At 72.5% G+C, this 15,053-nt stretch carries 18 protein-coding genes; 6 read left to right on the top strand and 12 right to left on the bottom strand.

Annotated elements, in window-relative coordinates; translation table 11 throughout:
* Window positions 1–63: 63 nt before the first annotated feature.
* The 3 genes from ACYQ0U_RS08790 to ACYQ0U_RS08780 form a co-directional block, all read right to left on the bottom strand.
* Window positions 64–732, bottom strand: coding sequence for a redox-sensing transcriptional repressor Rex (locus ACYQ0U_RS08790; RefSeq protein ID WP_459971720.1), 669 nt, complete (start codon window positions 730–732; stop codon window positions 64–66).
* Window positions 733–888: 156 nt separating this feature from the next.
* Window positions 889–1,152 (bottom strand): glutaredoxin family protein, encoded by a 264-nt coding sequence (locus tag ACYQ0U_RS08785; RefSeq protein ID WP_459971718.1) that lies wholly within the window; start codon window positions 1,150–1,152, stop codon window positions 889–891.
* On the bottom strand, window positions 1,149–2,678 hold the full coding sequence (locus ACYQ0U_RS08780) for a class I adenylate-forming enzyme family protein (RefSeq protein WP_459971715.1): 1,530 nt from the start codon (window positions 2,676–2,678) through the stop codon (window positions 1,149–1,151). The genes ACYQ0U_RS08785 and ACYQ0U_RS08780 overlap by 4 nt, the downstream gene beginning before the upstream one ends.
* 51 nt (window positions 2,679–2,729) lie before the next feature.
* On the opposite strand from ACYQ0U_RS08780, the gene ACYQ0U_RS08775 reads away from it, so the two are divergent.
* From ACYQ0U_RS08775 to ACYQ0U_RS08765, 3 genes are all read left to right on the top strand, one after another.
* Window positions 2,730–3,602, top strand: coding sequence for an HAD family hydrolase (locus ACYQ0U_RS08775; protein WP_459971711.1), 873 nt, complete (start codon window positions 2,730–2,732; stop codon window positions 3,600–3,602).
* A gap of 77 nt (window positions 3,603–3,679) precedes the next feature.
* A complete protein-coding gene (locus ACYQ0U_RS08770; protein ID WP_459971708.1) occupies window positions 3,680–4,459 on the top strand; it encodes a sigma-70 family RNA polymerase sigma factor in 780 nt (259 codons plus the stop codon).
* Between the two features lie 79 nt (window positions 4,460–4,538).
* Complete coding sequence (locus ACYQ0U_RS08765; RefSeq protein WP_459971706.1) at window positions 4,539–5,684, top strand: DUF5667 domain-containing protein; 1,146 nt, start codon at window positions 4,539–4,541, stop codon at window positions 5,682–5,684.
* Between the two features lie 12 nt (window positions 5,685–5,696).
* Here the strand turns inward: ACYQ0U_RS08765 and ACYQ0U_RS08760 are convergent, their stop codons facing one another.
* The 5 genes from ACYQ0U_RS08760 to ACYQ0U_RS08740 all read right to left on the bottom strand — a co-directional run bounded on the left by ACYQ0U_RS08760 (window position 5,697) and on the right by ACYQ0U_RS08740 (window position 9,697).
* On the bottom strand, window positions 5,697–6,818 hold the full coding sequence (locus ACYQ0U_RS08760) for a lysophospholipid acyltransferase family protein (protein ID WP_459971704.1): 1,122 nt from the start codon (window positions 6,816–6,818) through the stop codon (window positions 5,697–5,699).
* On the bottom strand, window positions 6,811–7,860 hold the full coding sequence (locus ACYQ0U_RS08755; protein ID WP_459971702.1) for an NAD-dependent epimerase/dehydratase family protein: 1,050 nt from the start codon (window positions 7,858–7,860) through the stop codon (window positions 6,811–6,813). The genes ACYQ0U_RS08760 and ACYQ0U_RS08755 overlap by 8 nt, the downstream gene beginning before the upstream one ends.
* Before the next feature lie 18 nt (window positions 7,861–7,878).
* Window positions 7,879–7,980, bottom strand: a complete 102-nt coding sequence (locus ACYQ0U_RS08750) for a 30S ribosomal protein bS22 (RefSeq protein ID WP_008356322.1) — start codon at window positions 7,978–7,980, stop codon at window positions 7,879–7,881.
* A 158-nt stretch (window positions 7,981–8,138) separates the two neighbouring features.
* On the bottom strand, window positions 8,139–8,342 hold the full coding sequence (locus tag ACYQ0U_RS08745; protein WP_459971697.1) for a helix-turn-helix domain-containing protein: 204 nt from the start codon (window positions 8,340–8,342) through the stop codon (window positions 8,139–8,141).
* A gap of 185 nt (window positions 8,343–8,527) precedes the next feature.
* Window positions 8,528–9,697, bottom strand: a complete 1,170-nt coding sequence (locus ACYQ0U_RS08740) for an acetoin utilization protein AcuC (RefSeq protein ID WP_459971695.1) — start codon at window positions 9,695–9,697, stop codon at window positions 8,528–8,530.
* A gap of 171 nt (window positions 9,698–9,868) precedes the next feature.
* On the opposite strand from ACYQ0U_RS08740, the gene trpS reads away from it, so the two are divergent.
* From trpS to ACYQ0U_RS08725, 3 genes are read left to right on the top strand one after another with little or no spacing between them, the layout of a single operon-like run.
* Complete coding sequence (trpS, locus tag ACYQ0U_RS08735; protein WP_459971693.1) at window positions 9,869–10,822, top strand: tryptophan--tRNA ligase; 954 nt, start codon at window positions 9,869–9,871, stop codon at window positions 10,820–10,822.
* A gap of 38 nt (window positions 10,823–10,860) precedes the next feature.
* Window positions 10,861–11,520, top strand: coding sequence for a TetR/AcrR family transcriptional regulator (locus tag ACYQ0U_RS08730; protein WP_459971691.1), 660 nt, complete (start codon window positions 10,861–10,863; stop codon window positions 11,518–11,520).
* Window positions 11,517–11,654: a hypothetical protein gene (locus ACYQ0U_RS08725; protein ID WP_459971688.1), complete on the top strand. Its 138-nt coding sequence runs from the start codon at window positions 11,517–11,519 to the stop codon at window positions 11,652–11,654. Before ACYQ0U_RS08730 ends, ACYQ0U_RS08725 begins: the two co-directional genes overlap by 4 nt.
* Window positions 11,655–11,749: 95 nt before the next feature.
* On the opposite strand, the gene proC is transcribed toward ACYQ0U_RS08725, so the two are convergent.
* From proC to ACYQ0U_RS08705, 4 genes are read right to left on the bottom strand one after another with little or no spacing between them, the layout of a single operon-like run.
* On the bottom strand, window positions 11,750–12,553 hold the full coding sequence (gene proC, locus ACYQ0U_RS08720; RefSeq protein WP_459971686.1) for a pyrroline-5-carboxylate reductase: 804 nt from the start codon (window positions 12,551–12,553) through the stop codon (window positions 11,750–11,752).
* A gap of 8 nt (window positions 12,554–12,561) precedes the next feature.
* Window positions 12,562–13,497: a proline dehydrogenase family protein gene (locus ACYQ0U_RS08715; protein WP_459971684.1), complete on the bottom strand. Its 936-nt coding sequence runs from the start codon at window positions 13,495–13,497 to the stop codon at window positions 12,562–12,564.
* Window positions 13,498–13,534: 37 nt separating this feature from the next.
* Complete coding sequence (locus ACYQ0U_RS08710) at window positions 13,535–14,266, bottom strand: ABC transporter permease (RefSeq protein ID WP_459971682.1); 732 nt, start codon at window positions 14,264–14,266, stop codon at window positions 13,535–13,537.
* On the bottom strand, window positions 14,263–14,976 hold the full coding sequence (locus ACYQ0U_RS08705) for an ABC transporter ATP-binding protein (RefSeq protein ID WP_459971680.1): 714 nt from the start codon (window positions 14,974–14,976) through the stop codon (window positions 14,263–14,265). The genes ACYQ0U_RS08710 and ACYQ0U_RS08705 overlap by 4 nt, the downstream gene beginning before the upstream one ends.
* Window positions 14,977–15,053 lie beyond the last annotated feature (77 nt).

Raw genomic sequence — 15,053 nt, 5'->3', positions numbered from 1 at the left:
CTCCGTGCGCGCATGAGGCACCCGAGAACACGCTGTGCTGAATGATTCGCTCGCTGCGCTCGCTCATGCCGGCGCCCCCTGCCCCGTCTTGCGCTGCTCGTGGTACGCGAGGATCTGGAGCTCGATGGAGAGGTCGACCTTCCGGACGTCGACCTGCTCGGGCACGCTCAGGACGGTCGGCGCGAAGTTCAGGATGCTGGTGACGCCGCACGCGACCATCCGGTCGGCGACGTCCTGCGCGGCGAGCGCGGGCGTCGCGATCACGCCGATGGCGACGGAGTGGTCGCGCACGATGGTCTCGAGCTCGTCGAAGGCCCGCACGGGTACGCCGGCGACGACCTCGTCGCGCCGGGCCGGGTCCGCGTCCAGCAGCGCGACCACGCGGAAGCCGCGGCTGCGGAAGCCGCTGTAGTTCGCGAGCGCCTGCCCCAGGTTGCCGATGCCGACGATGACGACCGGCCAGTCCTGGGTCACGCCGATCTCGCGGGCGATCTGGTAGCGCAGGTAGTCGGTGTCGTAGCCGACGCCGCGGGTGCCGTAGCTGCCCAGATAGGACAGGTCCTTGCGCAGCTTCGCGCTGTTGACCCCCGCCGCCGTCGCGAGCTCCTCGCTGGAGCAGGTGCCGATGCCCTGCTCGGACAGCGTGGTCAGCGCCCGGAGGTAGACGGGCAGCCGCGCGACGGTCGCCTCGGGGATGTCCCGTGCGCTCTCGGTGGAGGTCCGTGCGGTCACCAAATACTCTTTCCATAACCATGGGCTGGGCCGTCGTCGGGCGAACCCGGCGGCCCGTTCACTGTAGGAGTTTGTGAACGCGAGAACAAAACGAGTGGGGGCCCGTCCCGCTCAGCGGTTAGCACATGTGAGAAGGCCCACGCGCCGCGGGGTCTCCTAGGAGGTCAGGGCCGTCCTCAGCCGCTGCTCGTCGACCCGCCAGAAGTCGTGCTGGCGACCGTCGACGAGGGTCACGGGGATCTCCTCGCCGTACCGCTCCCCGAGGGCGGGGTCGTCGTCGATCGAGAGCTCGACGTACTCCTCGCCGAGATCGGCGCACACCCGCTCGATGACGGCGCGAGCGTCGTCGCACAGGTGGCAGCCCGGGCGCGAGTAGAGGGTGACCCTCGGCGTGACCCTCGGCGTGAGGGAGCCGGTCACTCGAGCAGCCCGAGGGTGCGGCGGCGCTCGATGCCGCGGAGCCGGCCCTTCTGGACCTTCCCGGTCACGGTCTTCGGCAGCTCGTGGACGACCTCGATGCGGGCGGGCTGCTTGAAGCGCGCCAGGCGTACGGCGCAGTGCTCGCGCACCGCCGCGGCGATCCCGTCCGGGTCGGCGCCGGGCGCGAGGAGGTAGGCGACCACGGCCTCGCCGGTGCGCTCGTCCTCGACGCCGATGACCGCGACGTCGGCGACGCCGTCGACCTCGGCGATCACGTCCTCGACCTCGGTCGGGTAGACGTTGAAGCCGGACACGATCACGAGCTCCTTGAGCCGGTCCACGAGGAACAGGTCGCCGTCCTCGTCGAGGAAGCCGACGTCGCCGGTCGACCACCAGCCCTGCGCGTCCGGTCCGCCGTCGCCGTCGGGCCAGTAGCCGCTGAACAGGTTGGCGCCGCGGACCTGGATCTCACCGGCGTCCTCGCCGTCCGGGGCGTGGCCGGCCTCGTCGACGAGCCGCAGCTCGACGCCCGGCAGGGCGGCACCGACCGAGCCGGCCTTGGCGACCGCGCTGCACAGGGTGCTGGTCACGACCGGCGCGGCCTCGGTGAGCCCGTAGCCCTGGTGGACCGGGATCCCGGTGCGCGCGGTGAACCGCTCGATCACCTCGGCCGAGAGCGGAGCCGAGCCCGACAGCACGAGCCGGACGGCGCCGAGGTGGACCGCGAGGTCGTCCTCGGCCTGCCAGTGGGCGAACACCGGGGGCGCGACCGGCACCACGCTGCACGCCTCGTCGTCGATCAGCGACAGGGTCTCGTGGGGGTCGAACCGCTCGACGAGCACCAGCCGCGCGCGATGGCGGAGCACGCCGCCCAGCACGGCGTTCAGTCCGTAGACGTGGAACAGCGGGAGCACGCCGAGCACGACGTCGTCGCCGTGCATCATCGGCGGCTCGACGTCGGCGACCTGCTCGAGGTTCGCGAGCAGCGCGCGGTGCGTGAGCATCGCGGCGCGGGGGCGGCCCGAGGTCCCGCTCGTGTAGAGCAGCGCCGCCAGCTTCTCCGGGTCCTGGAGCGGCGGGACCGGACGGGCGGGCTGCGCCCGGAGCTCGTCGTACGACGCCTCCCCGACGACCGCCACCCGTGGCGGGGTGCCCAGGGACGCCGCGGCCTCCTGCACGCCGGGTGCGGTCGCCGCGTCGGCGACGACGAGGCGGGTGCCGGAGTCCGCGATCATCCGGGCCAGCTCGCCGACCGCGGAGCCGGGGTTGACCGGGACGGCGACCGCCTGGGCGCGGAGCACGCCGAGGTAGGTCGTGACGAACTCGAGCCGGTTGCCGAGCACGAGCATGACCCGCTGCCCGCCGACCACGCCGGCGGAGCCGAGGCCGGTCGCGAGCCGGCCGACCTCGTCCTCGAGCTGGGCCCAGGTGAGGCAGCGCCCTCCGGACTCGACGACCGCGAGGCGGTCGGGCTGCTCGGCAGCGGCCGCAGCGACCAGCTCGGCGACGTCGCGCACTGCTGACATGCGGCGATCCTTCCACAGCCCGGACCCCGCTCTCACGGCTACGCTGCGAGCGTGACCCAGAAGCGTCAGCGGAACCTGCAGGTGCGGTCCGTGCTGGCGGGCGAGGCCGCGGCCTCGGTCGCCGAGGTCGAGTCGTGGCTGACGCCGCCCTCGGACTCCGACGCGGCGGCGTTCTTCGACGTCGACAACACCGTGATGCAGGGCGCGAGCATCTTCCACCTCGCCCGCGGCCTGCACCGGCGCAACTTCTTCACGACCCGGGAGATCCTGGGCGCGGCCTGGAAGCAGGCGTACTTCCGCGTGGTCGGCGTCGAGGACCCCGACCACGTCGCGGACGCCCGGGCCTCGGCGCTCGGCTTCATCGCCGGGCACACCGTCGCGGAGCTCCAGGAGCTCGGCGAGGAGATCTTCGAGGAGGCGATGGCCGACCGGATCTGGCCCGGCACCCGCGCGCTCGCCCAGATGCACCTCGACGAGGGCCAGCGGGTCTGGCTGGTCACCGCCGCCCCGATCGAGATCGCCTCGATCATCGCCCGCCGGCTCGGTCTCACCGGGGCGCTGGGCACCGTGGCCGAGCACGTCGACGGGGTCTACACCGGCCGGCTCGTCGGCGAGATGCTCCACGGCCCCGCCAAGGGCGAGGCCGTGCGGGCGCTGGCGGAGCGCGAGGGGCTCGACCTGCGCCGCTGCTCGGCGTACTCCGACTCCTACAACGACCTGCCGATGCTCTCGATGGTCGGCGACCCCTGCGCGATCAACCCCGACGCCAAGCTCCGGTCCCACGCCCGGGAGCAGGGCTGGCGGATCCGGGACTACCGGACCGGCCGCAAGGCGGTCCGGGCCGGCCTGGTCGTGGGCGCCGCGGCCGGCGCCGTCTCGGGCGCCGTGGCGGCCGGAGTCGCCCTCCGCGGAAAGCGGCAGTGATCGTCCGGTTCCCAGATGCGTAACTCACGTTTACGATGGGAAGGGCTTCGGGGAAGCTTCTTGGGAGGAATCTGTCCATGGCGTGGGAGGACGGCGACGTCGCGCGCGGGCTGCACGCCCTGCGGCACCTCGTCGCTCAGGTGCTCCTGAGCGAGCGCCCGCAGCTCGCCGGGCTCCCCGGCATGCTCGCGACCGAGGCGGTCACCAGCGGCCGCAGCGCCGGCCCGGATGCCGGCGCCGGCACGGGCAGCGGCGGCGGGTACGACGACGCCGACCAGGCCACGTCCTCGGAGGAGGACGAGGCCGACCGCTCCCGGCTGATCGCGCTCGTCGAGCTGGCTCGGCAGGGCGACTCCGAGGCGTTCGGGCTCCTCTACGACCACTACCAGCCCTCGGTCTACCGGTTCCTCTTCTACCGGACCCGCTCCAGCACGCTGGCCGAGGACCTGACGTCGGAGACGTTCTTCCGCGCGCTGCGCAGCATGAACAACTTCCGCTGGCAGGGCAAGGACTTCGGCGCCTGGCTGATGACCATCGCCCGCAACCTGGCCACCGACCACTTCAAGGCCGGCCGGACCCGTCTCGAGCTCACCACCGAGGACATGGCGCTGCACGACGACGCCACGGACGGGCCCGAGGGCATGGTGCTCGCGGGCCTCACCAACGAGATCCTGCTCCAGGCCCTCACCGAGCTCCCACCCGAGCAGCGGGACTGCCTGGTGATGCGGTTCCTCCAGGGCATGAGCATCGCCGAGACGGCCGCGGTCCTGGGCCGCTCGGACGGCGCGGTCAAGCAGCTCCAGCTGCGCGGGGTGCGCAACCTCGCCAAGCTGATGCCAGAAGGGCTGCGGGACTGATGACGCAGATCACTGCAATCGCTTACGTTCCCGCCGGATCCCGCGTAACTTCGCCGGCTCGCCCCTCGTTGAGGTCGACATGACATGGGGGTTCACGGCGCACCGTCGCGCCGACGAGTTCGACGCCCTGGTCGAGGGCACCGCGACCGCTGAAGCAGCGAGCCGCGACCGCGACCTGCTCGAGCTGGTCGGGGCGCTCCGCTCCACGCCCGAGATCCACGCCCGGCCCGAGTTCGTCGCCGACCTCCGGGGCCTGTTGATGGCCGAGGCCGAGACCGCGCTGCTGCCCGCCGACACCTCCCGTCTCCGCCTCCCCGAGCGCCGCCCGCGGCGCGAGCGCCGTCTGGCCGCCGTGGTCGGCGGCCTCGCCGTCGTCGGCGCGACCACCTCGGTGGCCGTCGCCGCGCAGTCCGCGCTCCCCGGCGAGACCCTCTACCCGATCAAGCGGGTCATCGAGGGCGCCCACACCGGTCTCGCGGTCGGCGAGGCCAACAAGGGCACCACCGTGCTCGCCAACGCCTCCGACCGGCTCACCGAGGTCGTCGCGCTGACCCACCGGGACGGCGTCGCGGACGACCTGCGGATCGCGCAGACCCTCAACACGTTCACCGACCAGGCGACCCAGGCCTCCGACCTGCTGCTGGCCGACTACGCGCACAGCGGCAACGAGTCCTCGATCGTCGCGCTCAACGACTTCTCCGCGAGCAGCCTGGACCGGCTGGCCGCGCTCGAGCCGTACATCCCGGCCGAGGCCCGTGACGAGCTGATCCGGGCGGCCCAGACGCTGGACACCATCGGCACCGAGGCCACGGCGAGCTGTCCGTCCTGTGGTGGCTCACCGATCGACTCGATCCCGCCGGTCTTCGCAGCAGCCGCCAACCCGGAGCAGATCTTCATCCCCGACGTGAAGCCGAGCCCCGCGGCCACCGGCAGCCGACAGGGCGGCAAGCAGGGCGGCAAGGACGGGAAGAAGGGCGACGGCCTGCCGAGCGTGTCGCCCGGTGACCTCGGCCCCGGCAGCGTCACGAACCCGAGCACGTCCCCGCTCCCGGGCGGCCCGAACGCCGGCAACCCGCTCCAGCAGTTCGTCGACGGCGTCACGGGTGGCGGCAAGAGCCCGTCCTCGCAGCCGCCGGTCCCCGTGGTGAGCCCGCTGCTGGGTGGCGTGGGCGACCTGCTCGAGTCCGTCCTCGACCCGTTGACCGAGGCCCCCGGCCAGAAGTAGCCGCCGGCCGCGTCAGCGGAAGACGGACTGGCGCTGCATCAGCAGCGTGTAGAGCGTCTGCTGGATGGTCTCGCGCACCTGGTCGGTGACGTTGAAGACCAGCATCGGGTCATCGGCCGCGCCCTCGTCGAGCTCGTCGGTGCGGATCGGCTCGCCGAACTCCAGCAGCCACTTCGACGGGAGCGGCACCAGGCCGAGCGGGCCGAGCAGCGGGAAGAACGGCGTGATCGGGATGTAGGGCAGCCCGAGGAGCCGCGCCAGCGACGGCACGTTGCCGACGAGCGGGTAGATCTCCTCGGCGCCGACGACCGACAGCGGGACGATCGGCACGCCGGTGCGCAGCGCCGCGGCGACGAAGCCGCCGCGGCCGAAGCGCTGGAGCTTGTAGCGCTGGGAGTACGGCTTGCCGATGCCCTTGAACCCCTCGGGCCACACGCCGACCAGCTCGCCGCCGCACAGCATCCGCTCGGCGTCCTCGCTGCAGGCCAGGGTGGCCCCGCTCTTGCGGGCGATCGAGCTCACGAACGGCAGTTGGAAGACCAGGTCGGCGCCGAGCGGGCGCAGGAACCGGCCGGTGCTCTCGTGGACCGAGAACAGCGTCATCAGCCCGTCCACCGGGACCGTGCCGGAGTGGTTGGAGACGACGAGCGCCCCACCCTCGGTCGGGATGTTCTCGACGCCGCGGACCTCGATGCGGAACCACTTCTCCGCGATCGGGCGCAGTGCGGCCATGAGGAACCGCTCGGTCACCTCGGGGTCGAAGCCGTACTCGTCGAGCTCGTAGTCGCCCGTGAGGCGGCGGCGGAGGAAGGCCAGGAAGCCGGCGAGCTGGGGCTCCCACTGCTCGCCGAACACCTCGCGGGCCGCGTGGTTGATCGCGGCCAGCCAGTCCGAGGCCGGGATGCCGTTCGCCGGCTCCCGCTCCACTGCCGTGACCGGCGGCCGCTGCGGCTCGGGCCGGGCCTCGGGCTGCGACTCGGGGGTGGGCGCCTCGGCCTTCGGCCTCCGGGGCGGCGCGGCCTTCTTCGCGGGCGCCTTCGGGGCCAGCCCGCGGGCGGCCGAGGACGGCTGGGTGCCGGTGCCGCGGCCGGGGCGGCCGCGGGTCCCGATCGGGATGATCTCGGCGTCACCCACGGAGGGCACCTCCCCTGGCGTCGGGCTCGGGATCGGGCAGCCCGGCGGCGACGCGGGCCAGCACCCTCTCGGCGCGACCACCGGTCGGTGTCAGCGGCGCGGCGAAGTCGGCGAGCGCCGCCGCGGTGGAGTACGCCGGCTCGAAGCCGAGCTCGGCGCGCATCCGGGTCGTGTCGACGCCGCGGCCGTAGGTGATCAGCGCCAGCAGTTCCGGCGACAGGTCGGTGATCCGGGCCGAGCGCAGCGCGGAGCCCACGCCACCGACCGCGAACGACGGCAGCGGGATCGACGCACGCTCGAGTCGGCGTACGGCCTGGGAGAGCGTCAGGACGCCGTCGCCGGCGACGTTGAACGTGCCGGCGGCATCGGTGGCGACCGCGTGGCGGAGCACGCCGAGGAGGTCGTGCTGGTGCAGGAACTGCAGCCGCGGGTCGTAGCCCAGCACGGTCGGCACGACCGGCAGGCGGAGGTACTCGGTCAGCGGGCTGACGACGTGCTGGCCGATCACGTTGGCCGCGCGAACGGTCGTCACCCGGACGTCGGGGCGGCGCCGGGCGAAGCCGCGCACGTAGCCCTCGATCTCGGCCAGGTCCTTGGCGTAGCCGGCGCGCGGCGCGCGGCGCGGCTCCATGTCCTCGGTGAACATCGCGGGGTCGCGACTGCTGGCGCCGTAGACCGTCGTCGACGACTTCACCACGAGGGTGCGCAGCCCCGGCGCCTTCTGGCAGGCGGCCAGGAGCTGCATCGTCCCGATGACGTTGAGCTCCTTCATCGTGTTCCGACCGCCGGTGGTGCCGGGGGTGGAGATGACGCTCATGTGGACGACGGTGTCGACGTCCTCCTTCACGATCACCTTGGCGATGACCGGGTTGCGGATGTCGGCGCGGACGAACGAGACGTCGCCGACGTCGCCGCGAGGTGGCACCGCGTCGACGCCGATGACCCGGGACACGCCCGGGTCATCCGCGAGTGAGCGCGCGAATCGCCTGCCGAGGTCGCGCGAGACCCCGGTGACCAGTACGACCCTGCCGGCGCTGCTCATGCGGCGTGGCGCAGCGGCTTACTTGCCGAGCTTGCGACGCTGGACGCGCGTCTTCTTCAGCAGCTTGCGGTGCTTCTTCTTCGCCATGCGCTTACGACGCTTCTTGATGACAGAACCCACGGGAGACCTTTCGACAACACTGGGACCGGCCAAGCCTATCCGCCGCGGTCCCCGACAAAGAATCGAGGCTCCGCTGTCCGAGCTCGCGAGGACAGCGACCGGAGTCGAAGGTCGAGGAGCGTCGGACCGAGCGACGCCCCTCGAGACCCGTGCGGTGGTCAGCCGGCGCTGTAGAAGCTCTTGCGCAGGTACTCGTCGACGTCCTTCTCCAGCACGCGGAAGGAGCGGCCGACGCGGACGGCGGGCATCTCGCCGCTGTGGACGAGACGGTAGACCGTCATCTTCGAGACCCGCATCATCGCGGCGACCTCGGCAACGGTCAGGAACTTCGAGTCGGAGATGTCCCCGGAGTTGGTAGCCATCGTGCACCGATACTTTCTGTCTGACGCGCCACCGGCTTCCCCGCACGGTGAGTACACGCGTCGCGCTCAGTGAGAATAGGGCCTGATGTGACTCGTGGGGAAGGGGTTCATCAAAGTAACTCCCGATAGTCGGCGTGTCCCCTTGCCTTCCACCCAGCGGAGCGTTCCCACCGGTCTAGCGCCGACTACGGCAGCGGATCGAGCCCGTGGAGGGGGAAGACCGCCGTGCGGGTGGCGTGGACCGCCCGGTCGAGCCAGGTGTCGGGGTCGTAGCCGCCGCTCCAGTCGCGGTACGCCGGCGTGCGCCCGTCGGTCATCCGGTGGGGTGCCACGCGGCCCAGGCGGGTCCGGACGTGGTCGCGCCAGCCGTCCGGGGTGTCGGTCGCCGGGTCGAGCGGGTGGCCGCCGACGATGGCGAGCAGGTGGGTCCACGCGCGCGGGACCACGTCGACCAGCGCGTAGCCGCCTCCGCCGGTCACGACCCACTTCCCGTCGCAGACCTCGTGGGCGAGGTCGTGGAGGGCGAGATAGGCGGCCCGCTGGCCGTCCACGGTGAGCATGAGGTGGGCGAGCGGGTCCTCGACGTGACTGTCGCAGCCGTGCTGGCTGACCAGGACGTCCGGATCGAACTCGCGGACCAACGGCGGCACGACCGCGTGGAACGCCCGCAGCCAGCCTCCGTCGCCGGTCCCGGGCGGTAGGGCCACGTTGACCGCCGTCCCCTCCGCGCCGGGACCCCCGAGGTCGGTCGGGAAGCCCGTGCCGGGGAACAGCATCTGGCCGGTCTCGTGCAGGGAGATGGTCAGGACGCGCGGGTCGTCCCAGAAGATCCGCTCGACGCCGTCCCCGTGGTGGACGTCGACGTCGACGTAGGCCACCCGCTCGGCGCCCTGGTCGAGCAGGTGCTGGATGCCCACGGCGATGTCGTTGTAGACGCAGAAGCCGCTGGCCCGGTCGCGCATCGCGTGGTGGAGGCCGCCGGTGATGTTCGCGGAGTGCAGCGACTCCCCCGACCAGACCTGGCGGAACGCCTCGACGCTGGCGCCGACGATGTGCGCGGCCGCATGGTGCATGCCCGGGAAGACCGGGTTGTCCTCGGAGCCGAGCCCGAACCGCTCGTCCGGCGTGGCCCGCATGACCGCCTCGATCAGCGCTCCGCCGTGGACCCGGGCGAGCTCGTCGTCGCTGGCCATCGGCGCCGGCACCCGGCGCAGGTGCCGCAGGACGTCGAGGTCCTCGGCCAGCCGCATGGTCAGGTCGACCCGGACCGGCGACATCGGATGGAAGGGGCCGAAGTCGTACTCGGTCAGGCTCCGGTCGAAGACGACCGTGGCCGATCCCTGACAGTCAGGCATGTCCGCGACGGTACCGCTACCGTGGTGCCGTGCTGACGCGTCCCATGTTCTGGCGGCCCGCCTGAGGGCGGACCACCTCCGACGCGCACCCACGTCACCCATCGGCCGCCCACGGGCGGCCGCTCTGCATGTCGGCGTCCTCCCGTGGGCTCTCATCCCCAGGAGAACCCCATGCACCGACAGCTCTCGCTCCTCACCCCGAGCGGCCCCCTCACGCTCGGCAACCTCCTCGGCGCGCTGCGACCGATGGCGGCGGCCCAGCACGCGGACTGCTTCTACGGCATCGCCGACCTGCACGCGATGACGACGACGCACGACCCGTCCCGCCTGCGCGGGCTGGTGCAGGAGATCGCGACGCTGATGGTGGCCGCCGGGCTCGACACGGCGACGCTGTTCGCGCAGAGCCGGGTGCCCGCGCACGCCCAGCTCGCCTACCTGCTCGAGTGCACGGCCACCACCGGCGAGCTCAACCGGATGATCCAGTTCAAGGAGAAGGGTCGTGGTGTGGGCGCGACGCGGGTCTCGCTCTTCACCTACCCGGCGCTGATGGCGGCCGACATCCTGCTCTACCGGCCCGCCCAGGTCCCGGCGGGCGCGGACCAGCGCCAGCACGTCGAGCTGACCCGGGACCTCGCGGTGCGGTTCAACCGGACCTACGGCGAGGTGTTCACGGTCCCCGAGATCACCGTGCCGCCCGCCGGCGCGCGGGTGATGCGGCTCGACGATCCCACCCGGAAGATGGGCAAGTCCGACGCCGACGCGGCCGGTGTCGTGCTGCTGCTCGACTCCCCCGACGTCGTGCGCCGCAAGGTCGGCCGGGCGGTGACCGACTCCGACACCGGGCCCGACGCCGTACGGTCGGCCCCCTCGAAGCCCGGCGTGACCAACCTGCTCGACGTGCTGGCCGCCTGCGGCGGGCCGGCCGAGCGGATCACGACGTACGGCGCGCTCAAGCGGGCGGTCACCGATGCGGTCGTCGCGGTGCTCGAGCCCCTCCAGAGGCGGTACGCCGAGCTCGCCGACGACCCGGCGTACGTGACGTCGGTCTTCGACGCCGGTGCCGCGCGGTGCCGGGAGGTGACCGCCCCGGTGCTGGCCGGTGCGCAGGCCGCGATGGGCCTGTGAGTGTTGAACGCGTTCAAGAACGGGACTAGCGTGGTCCCGTGGCCACGAGCAAGGCCGAGCGGACCCGGCACACGATCCTCGACGCGGCGATGGGGCTGTTCAACCGCGAGGGCTACGACCGCACCACGATGCGCGCGATCGCGCGCGAGGCCGGCGTCTCGGTCGGCAACGCCTACTACTACTTCGGGTCCAAGGAGCACCTGGTCCAGGCGTTCTACGACCAGATGCAGGTCGACCACGCGGAGGCGGCCGAGCGGATCCTCGCACGCGACAGCCGCTTCGAGCAGCGGCTGCTCGGCGTGCTGCACGCGTGGCTGGACGTGGCCGCGCCGCACCACGATTTCGCGGGCCAGTTCTTCCGCAACGCCGCCGACCCGCACAGCCCCCTGTCCCCGTTCAGCCCCGAGTCCGCCCCCGCGCGCGACGCCAGCATCGCGCTGTTCACGCGCCTGGTGGAGGACTCCGACGCCAAGCCGGTCGCGGCGCTGAAGCCCGAGCTGCCGCAGCTGCTGTGGCTGCTCCAGATGGGCGTGGTGCTGTTCTGGGTCTACGACGACAGTCCGCACCAGCAGCGGTCCCGCGCACTGGTCGCGCGCCTGGTCCCGATCGTCGACCGGATGGTGAAGCTCTCGCGCCTGCCCGTCGTCCGCGGCCTGATGGACGACGTCGTCGGCCTGCTCCGGTCGCTGCGGTCATGACCGCGCGCGTTGCCGCGGCGGTGTACGTCGCCACCGTGGCCGGCCTGACGGCGGCGGCGTTCTCCGGCCACGAGCCCGTGCGGTGGGCGCAGGTCGCCGCCGCCCTGCGCCTTCGCCTCGATTCATCACGGTAGGCAGGCCAACCGGCACTCCCCTCAGTGGGCATGCCGAGGGAAGTGCGGATTCACCTGCCTACCGTGATGAATCTGCGGGCGGCCGGGACGGACCCTCAGGACCCCTCGGCCAGCGCCCGCGAGCGGTCCCGGGCGGCCTCCATGGCGGCGAGGAACGCGGCGCGCACCTTGTGCACCTCGAGCTCGCGCAGGGCGGCCGCGGTGGTGCCGGCGGGCGAGGTGACCTGCTCGCGCAGGACCACGGGGTGGGTGCCGGTCTCGCGGAGCATCTTGGCCGAGCCGACGACGGTCTGGACGACGAGCTCGGTGGCGGTCGCGCGGGGCAGGCCGAGGTGGACGCCGGCCTCGATCATCGACTCGACCACGAAGAAGAGGTACGCCGGACCGGAGCCGCTGATCGCGGTGACCGCGTCCTGCTGGCGCTCGGGGATCCGCAGCACCCGGCCGGTGGAGGCCAGCAGCGCCTCGGCCTCGGCCAGGTGCTCCTCGGAGCAGTGCGAGCCGGGCGAGATCGCGGCCATGCCCTCGTCCACGAGCGCCGGGGTGTTCGGCATGACCCGGACGACGGCGACGCCGTCGGGCACGCGGGACTCGATGAACGCGGTCGTGATGCCCGCGGCCAGCGAGACCACGAGCTGCCCGGGGCGCAGCGCGGGGGCGATCTCGTCGAGGAGGACGCCCATGTCCTGGGGCTTCACGACGAGCGCGAGGGTGTCGGCCTTGCGGGCCGCCTCGAGGTTGGTGACCACCGCGACGCCGTACCGCTCCTCGAGCTCGCGGGCGCGCTCGGCGCGCTTCTCGCCGACGAGCAGGTGGTCGACGCGGCGCCCGGCGCGGACCAGGCCGGAGAGCAGGGTCTCCCCCATCACGCCGGCTCCGAGGATCGCGGTCTGCGCCATGGTTTCCTTCATTTCTTCGAGATCAGGGACCTCAGGAAGAATGTCAGGTTCTGCGGGCGCTCGGCGAGCCTTCTCATCAGGTAGCCGTACCACTCGAGGCCGTAGGGCACGTAGACCCGCACGGTCTCCCCGTCCTCGGCCAGCCGGCGCTGCTCCTCGGGCCGGATGCCGTAGAGCATCTGGTACTCGTACGTGCCGGGCGCGCGGCCGTAGCGGCTCGCGAGCGACGACGCGATCTCGACCATCCGCGGATCGTGGGTCGCGATCATCGGGTAGCCCTCGCCGGCGAGCAGCACCTTGAGGCAGCGGACGTAGGACTTGTCGATCTCGACCTTCTCGACGTACGCGACGTCCTCGGGCTCGAGGTAGGCGCCCTTGCAGAGCCGCACGCGCGAGCCCTCGTGGGCGAGCGCGCGGCAGTCGGCCTCGGTGCGCTTGAGCGCGGCCTGGAGCACGGCACCGGTCTCCGGGAAGTCCTTGCGCAGGTCGCGCAGGATCGTCAGCGTCGAGTCGGTGGTGGTGTTGTCCTCCATGTCGAGCGTGACCGTGGTGCCGGCGTTGCGTGCGGCGCGACAGATCGTGCGGGCGTTCTCCAGCGCGATCTTGTGGCCGTTCTCGGGCAGGAACTGGCCGATGGCGCTCAGCTTCACCGACACCTCGGCGCCGCGGGTCAGGCCGCGCGCGGAGAGGGCCGACAGGAGGTCGACGTACGCGGCGACGGTGGCCTCCGCCTGCTCGGCGTCGAGCGTGTCCTCGCCCAGGAAGTCGAGCGTGACCTTGAGGCCGTCGGCCTCGAGGCCGGCGGTCGCCTGCACCGCAGCCTCGGTGGTCTCGCCGGGGACGTAGCTGCGAACGATGCCGGCCGAGACGGGCATGGTGCTGACCGCCTTCTTCACCGCCCCGGAGCGGGCGAGGAGGAGGAGCGGCTGACGGAGGAGCGACATGCCACTCAGGCTACGACGGGATCCGCTTGACGCCGATTCACGGGGTACGCCGCCGGAGGGTCGCCGCCCCCAGGGCCAGTCCCGCGAGGGCGAAGGCCGCGACCACCCCCAGGTCGGCCCACACGTCGCCGGTCTCGGCGGTGCGGGTGAGCGTGGTCATCGCGTCGACGGCGTAGCTCAACGGCAGCAGGTCGCTGACCCACTCGAGCACCGGCGGCAGCTGGTCGCGCGGGACGAAGAGGCCGCACAGCAGGATCTGCGGGATCACGATCGCGGGCATGAACTGCACCGCCTGGAACTCGGTCTGCGCGAAGGCGCTCACGAACAGGCCCAGCGCGGTGCCGAGCACGGCGTCGACGACCGCGACCACGGTCAGCAGCCACACCGGGCCCCGCACCTCGAGGTCGAGCAGGCCGACGCTGATCCCGACGGCCAGCGCGGACTGGACCGCGGCGACGACCCCGAACGCGGCGCCGTACCCGACCAGGAAGTCGAGCTTGCCCATCGGCATCGCGAGCAGCCGCTCGAGGGTGCCGCCGCTGCGCTCGCGCAGCGTGGTGACGCTGGTGACCAGGAACATCACGATGAAGGGGAACATCGCCAGCAGCGCCGGACCGACCGCGTCGAAGACGGGCGTGTCCGCGAACATCCACCACAGCAGGGTGATCAGCAGGCACGGCAGGACCAGGAGCATCGCGAGCGTGCGGTGGTCGCGGCGGAGCTGGACGAGGACGCGGCCGGCGACGGCGAGCGTCACCCGCGGGTTCATGCCGCGTCCCTCCGGACGATCGCGAGGAACGCGTCCTCGACGGTGTCGGCGGCGGCCCTGTCCTTGATCTCCCCGGGGGTGCCGTCGGCGATGATCCGGCCCTCGCGCATCAGCAGCAGCCGGTCGCAGCGCTCGGCCTCGTCCATGACGTGGCTGGAGACGAACACCGCCGCGCCCCGGTCCGCCAGCTCGTGGAACAGGCGCCAGAGGTCGACCCGGAGCACCGGGTCCAGGCCCACGGTGGGCTCGTCGAGCACGAGGAGGTCCGGCTCGCCGAGCAGGGCGACGGCGAGGCTGACCCGGCTGCGCTGGCCGCCGCTGAGCCGGCCCACGACCTGCTCGCGGTGGCGGCCGAGGTCGACGGCGTCGACGACCCGGTCGACGTGGTCACGGCCGACGCCGAGCACCTGGGCGAAGAAGCGGAGGTTCTCGACCACCGTGAGGTCGTCGTACACGCTCGCAGCCTGGGTGACGTAGCCGACCCGGGCTCGCAGGTCGCGGCTGCCGGCCTCCTGGCCGAAGACCGTCACCGAGCCCGCGCGGACCCGCTGTACGCCGACCAGGCAGCGCATGAGGGTCGACTTGCCGCAGCCGCTCGGCCCGAGCAGCCCGGTGACCCCGCCGCCGACGCTGATGTCGAGCTGCTCCAGCACGCGGCGGCCGCCGCGGACGACGTGCAGCCCGCGGACCTCCACCGCGGTGTTCCTCATGGGGTGGATTGTGCTCCTCGGGCCGCCTCAGCGCACCGCCGTCCCGGCGAAGCCCCCGGACGGCGGCCGCGGCGGGG

The organism is Nocardioides pyridinolyticus (assembly GCF_054653575.1).
The sequence above is the reverse complement of the archived record's forward strand: the minus strand, read 5'-3'. Positions and strand labels throughout refer to the sequence as shown.

What these genes read in the sequence shown, in the direction of transcription:
- ACYQ0U_RS08765 (WP_459971706.1), top strand. Translation starts at nt 4,539, where the DNA reads ATGACATGGGGGTTCACGGCGCACCGTCGCGCCGACGAGTTCGACGCC.
- ACYQ0U_RS08715 (WP_459971684.1), bottom strand. Translation starts at nt 13,497, where the DNA reads ATGTCGCTCCTCCGTCAGCCGCTCCTCCTCCTCGCCCGCTCCGGGGCG.
- ACYQ0U_RS08740 (WP_459971695.1), bottom strand. Translation starts at nt 9,697, where the DNA reads ATGCCTGACTGTCAGGGATCGGCCACGGTCGTCTTCGACCGGAGCCTG.
- proC (WP_459971686.1), bottom strand. Translation starts at nt 12,553, where the DNA reads ATGGCGCAGACCGCGATCCTCGGAGCCGGCGTGATGGGGGAGACCCTG.
- ACYQ0U_RS08725 (WP_459971688.1), top strand. Translation starts at nt 11,517, where the DNA reads ATGACCGCGCGCGTTGCCGCGGCGGTGTACGTCGCCACCGTGGCCGGC.
- ACYQ0U_RS08770 (WP_459971708.1), top strand. Translation starts at nt 3,680, where the DNA reads ATGGCGTGGGAGGACGGCGACGTCGCGCGCGGGCTGCACGCCCTGCGG.
- ACYQ0U_RS08755 (WP_459971702.1), bottom strand. Translation starts at nt 7,860, where the DNA reads ATGAGCAGCGCCGGCAGGGTCGTACTGGTCACCGGGGTCTCGCGCGAC.
- ACYQ0U_RS08780 (WP_459971715.1), bottom strand. Translation starts at nt 2,678, where the DNA reads ATGTCAGCAGTGCGCGACGTCGCCGAGCTGGTCGCTGCGGCCGCTGCC.
- ACYQ0U_RS08745 (WP_459971697.1), bottom strand. Translation starts at nt 8,342, where the DNA reads ATGGCTACCAACTCCGGGGACATCTCCGACTCGAAGTTCCTGACCGTT.
- ACYQ0U_RS08710 (WP_459971682.1), bottom strand. Translation starts at nt 14,266, where the DNA reads ATGAACCCGCGGGTGACGCTCGCCGTCGCCGGCCGCGTCCTCGTCCAG.
- trpS (WP_459971693.1), top strand. Translation starts at nt 9,869, where the DNA reads ATGCACCGACAGCTCTCGCTCCTCACCCCGAGCGGCCCCCTCACGCTC.
- ACYQ0U_RS08705 (WP_459971680.1), bottom strand. Translation starts at nt 14,976, where the DNA reads ATGAGGAACACCGCGGTGGAGGTCCGCGGGCTGCACGTCGTCCGCGGC.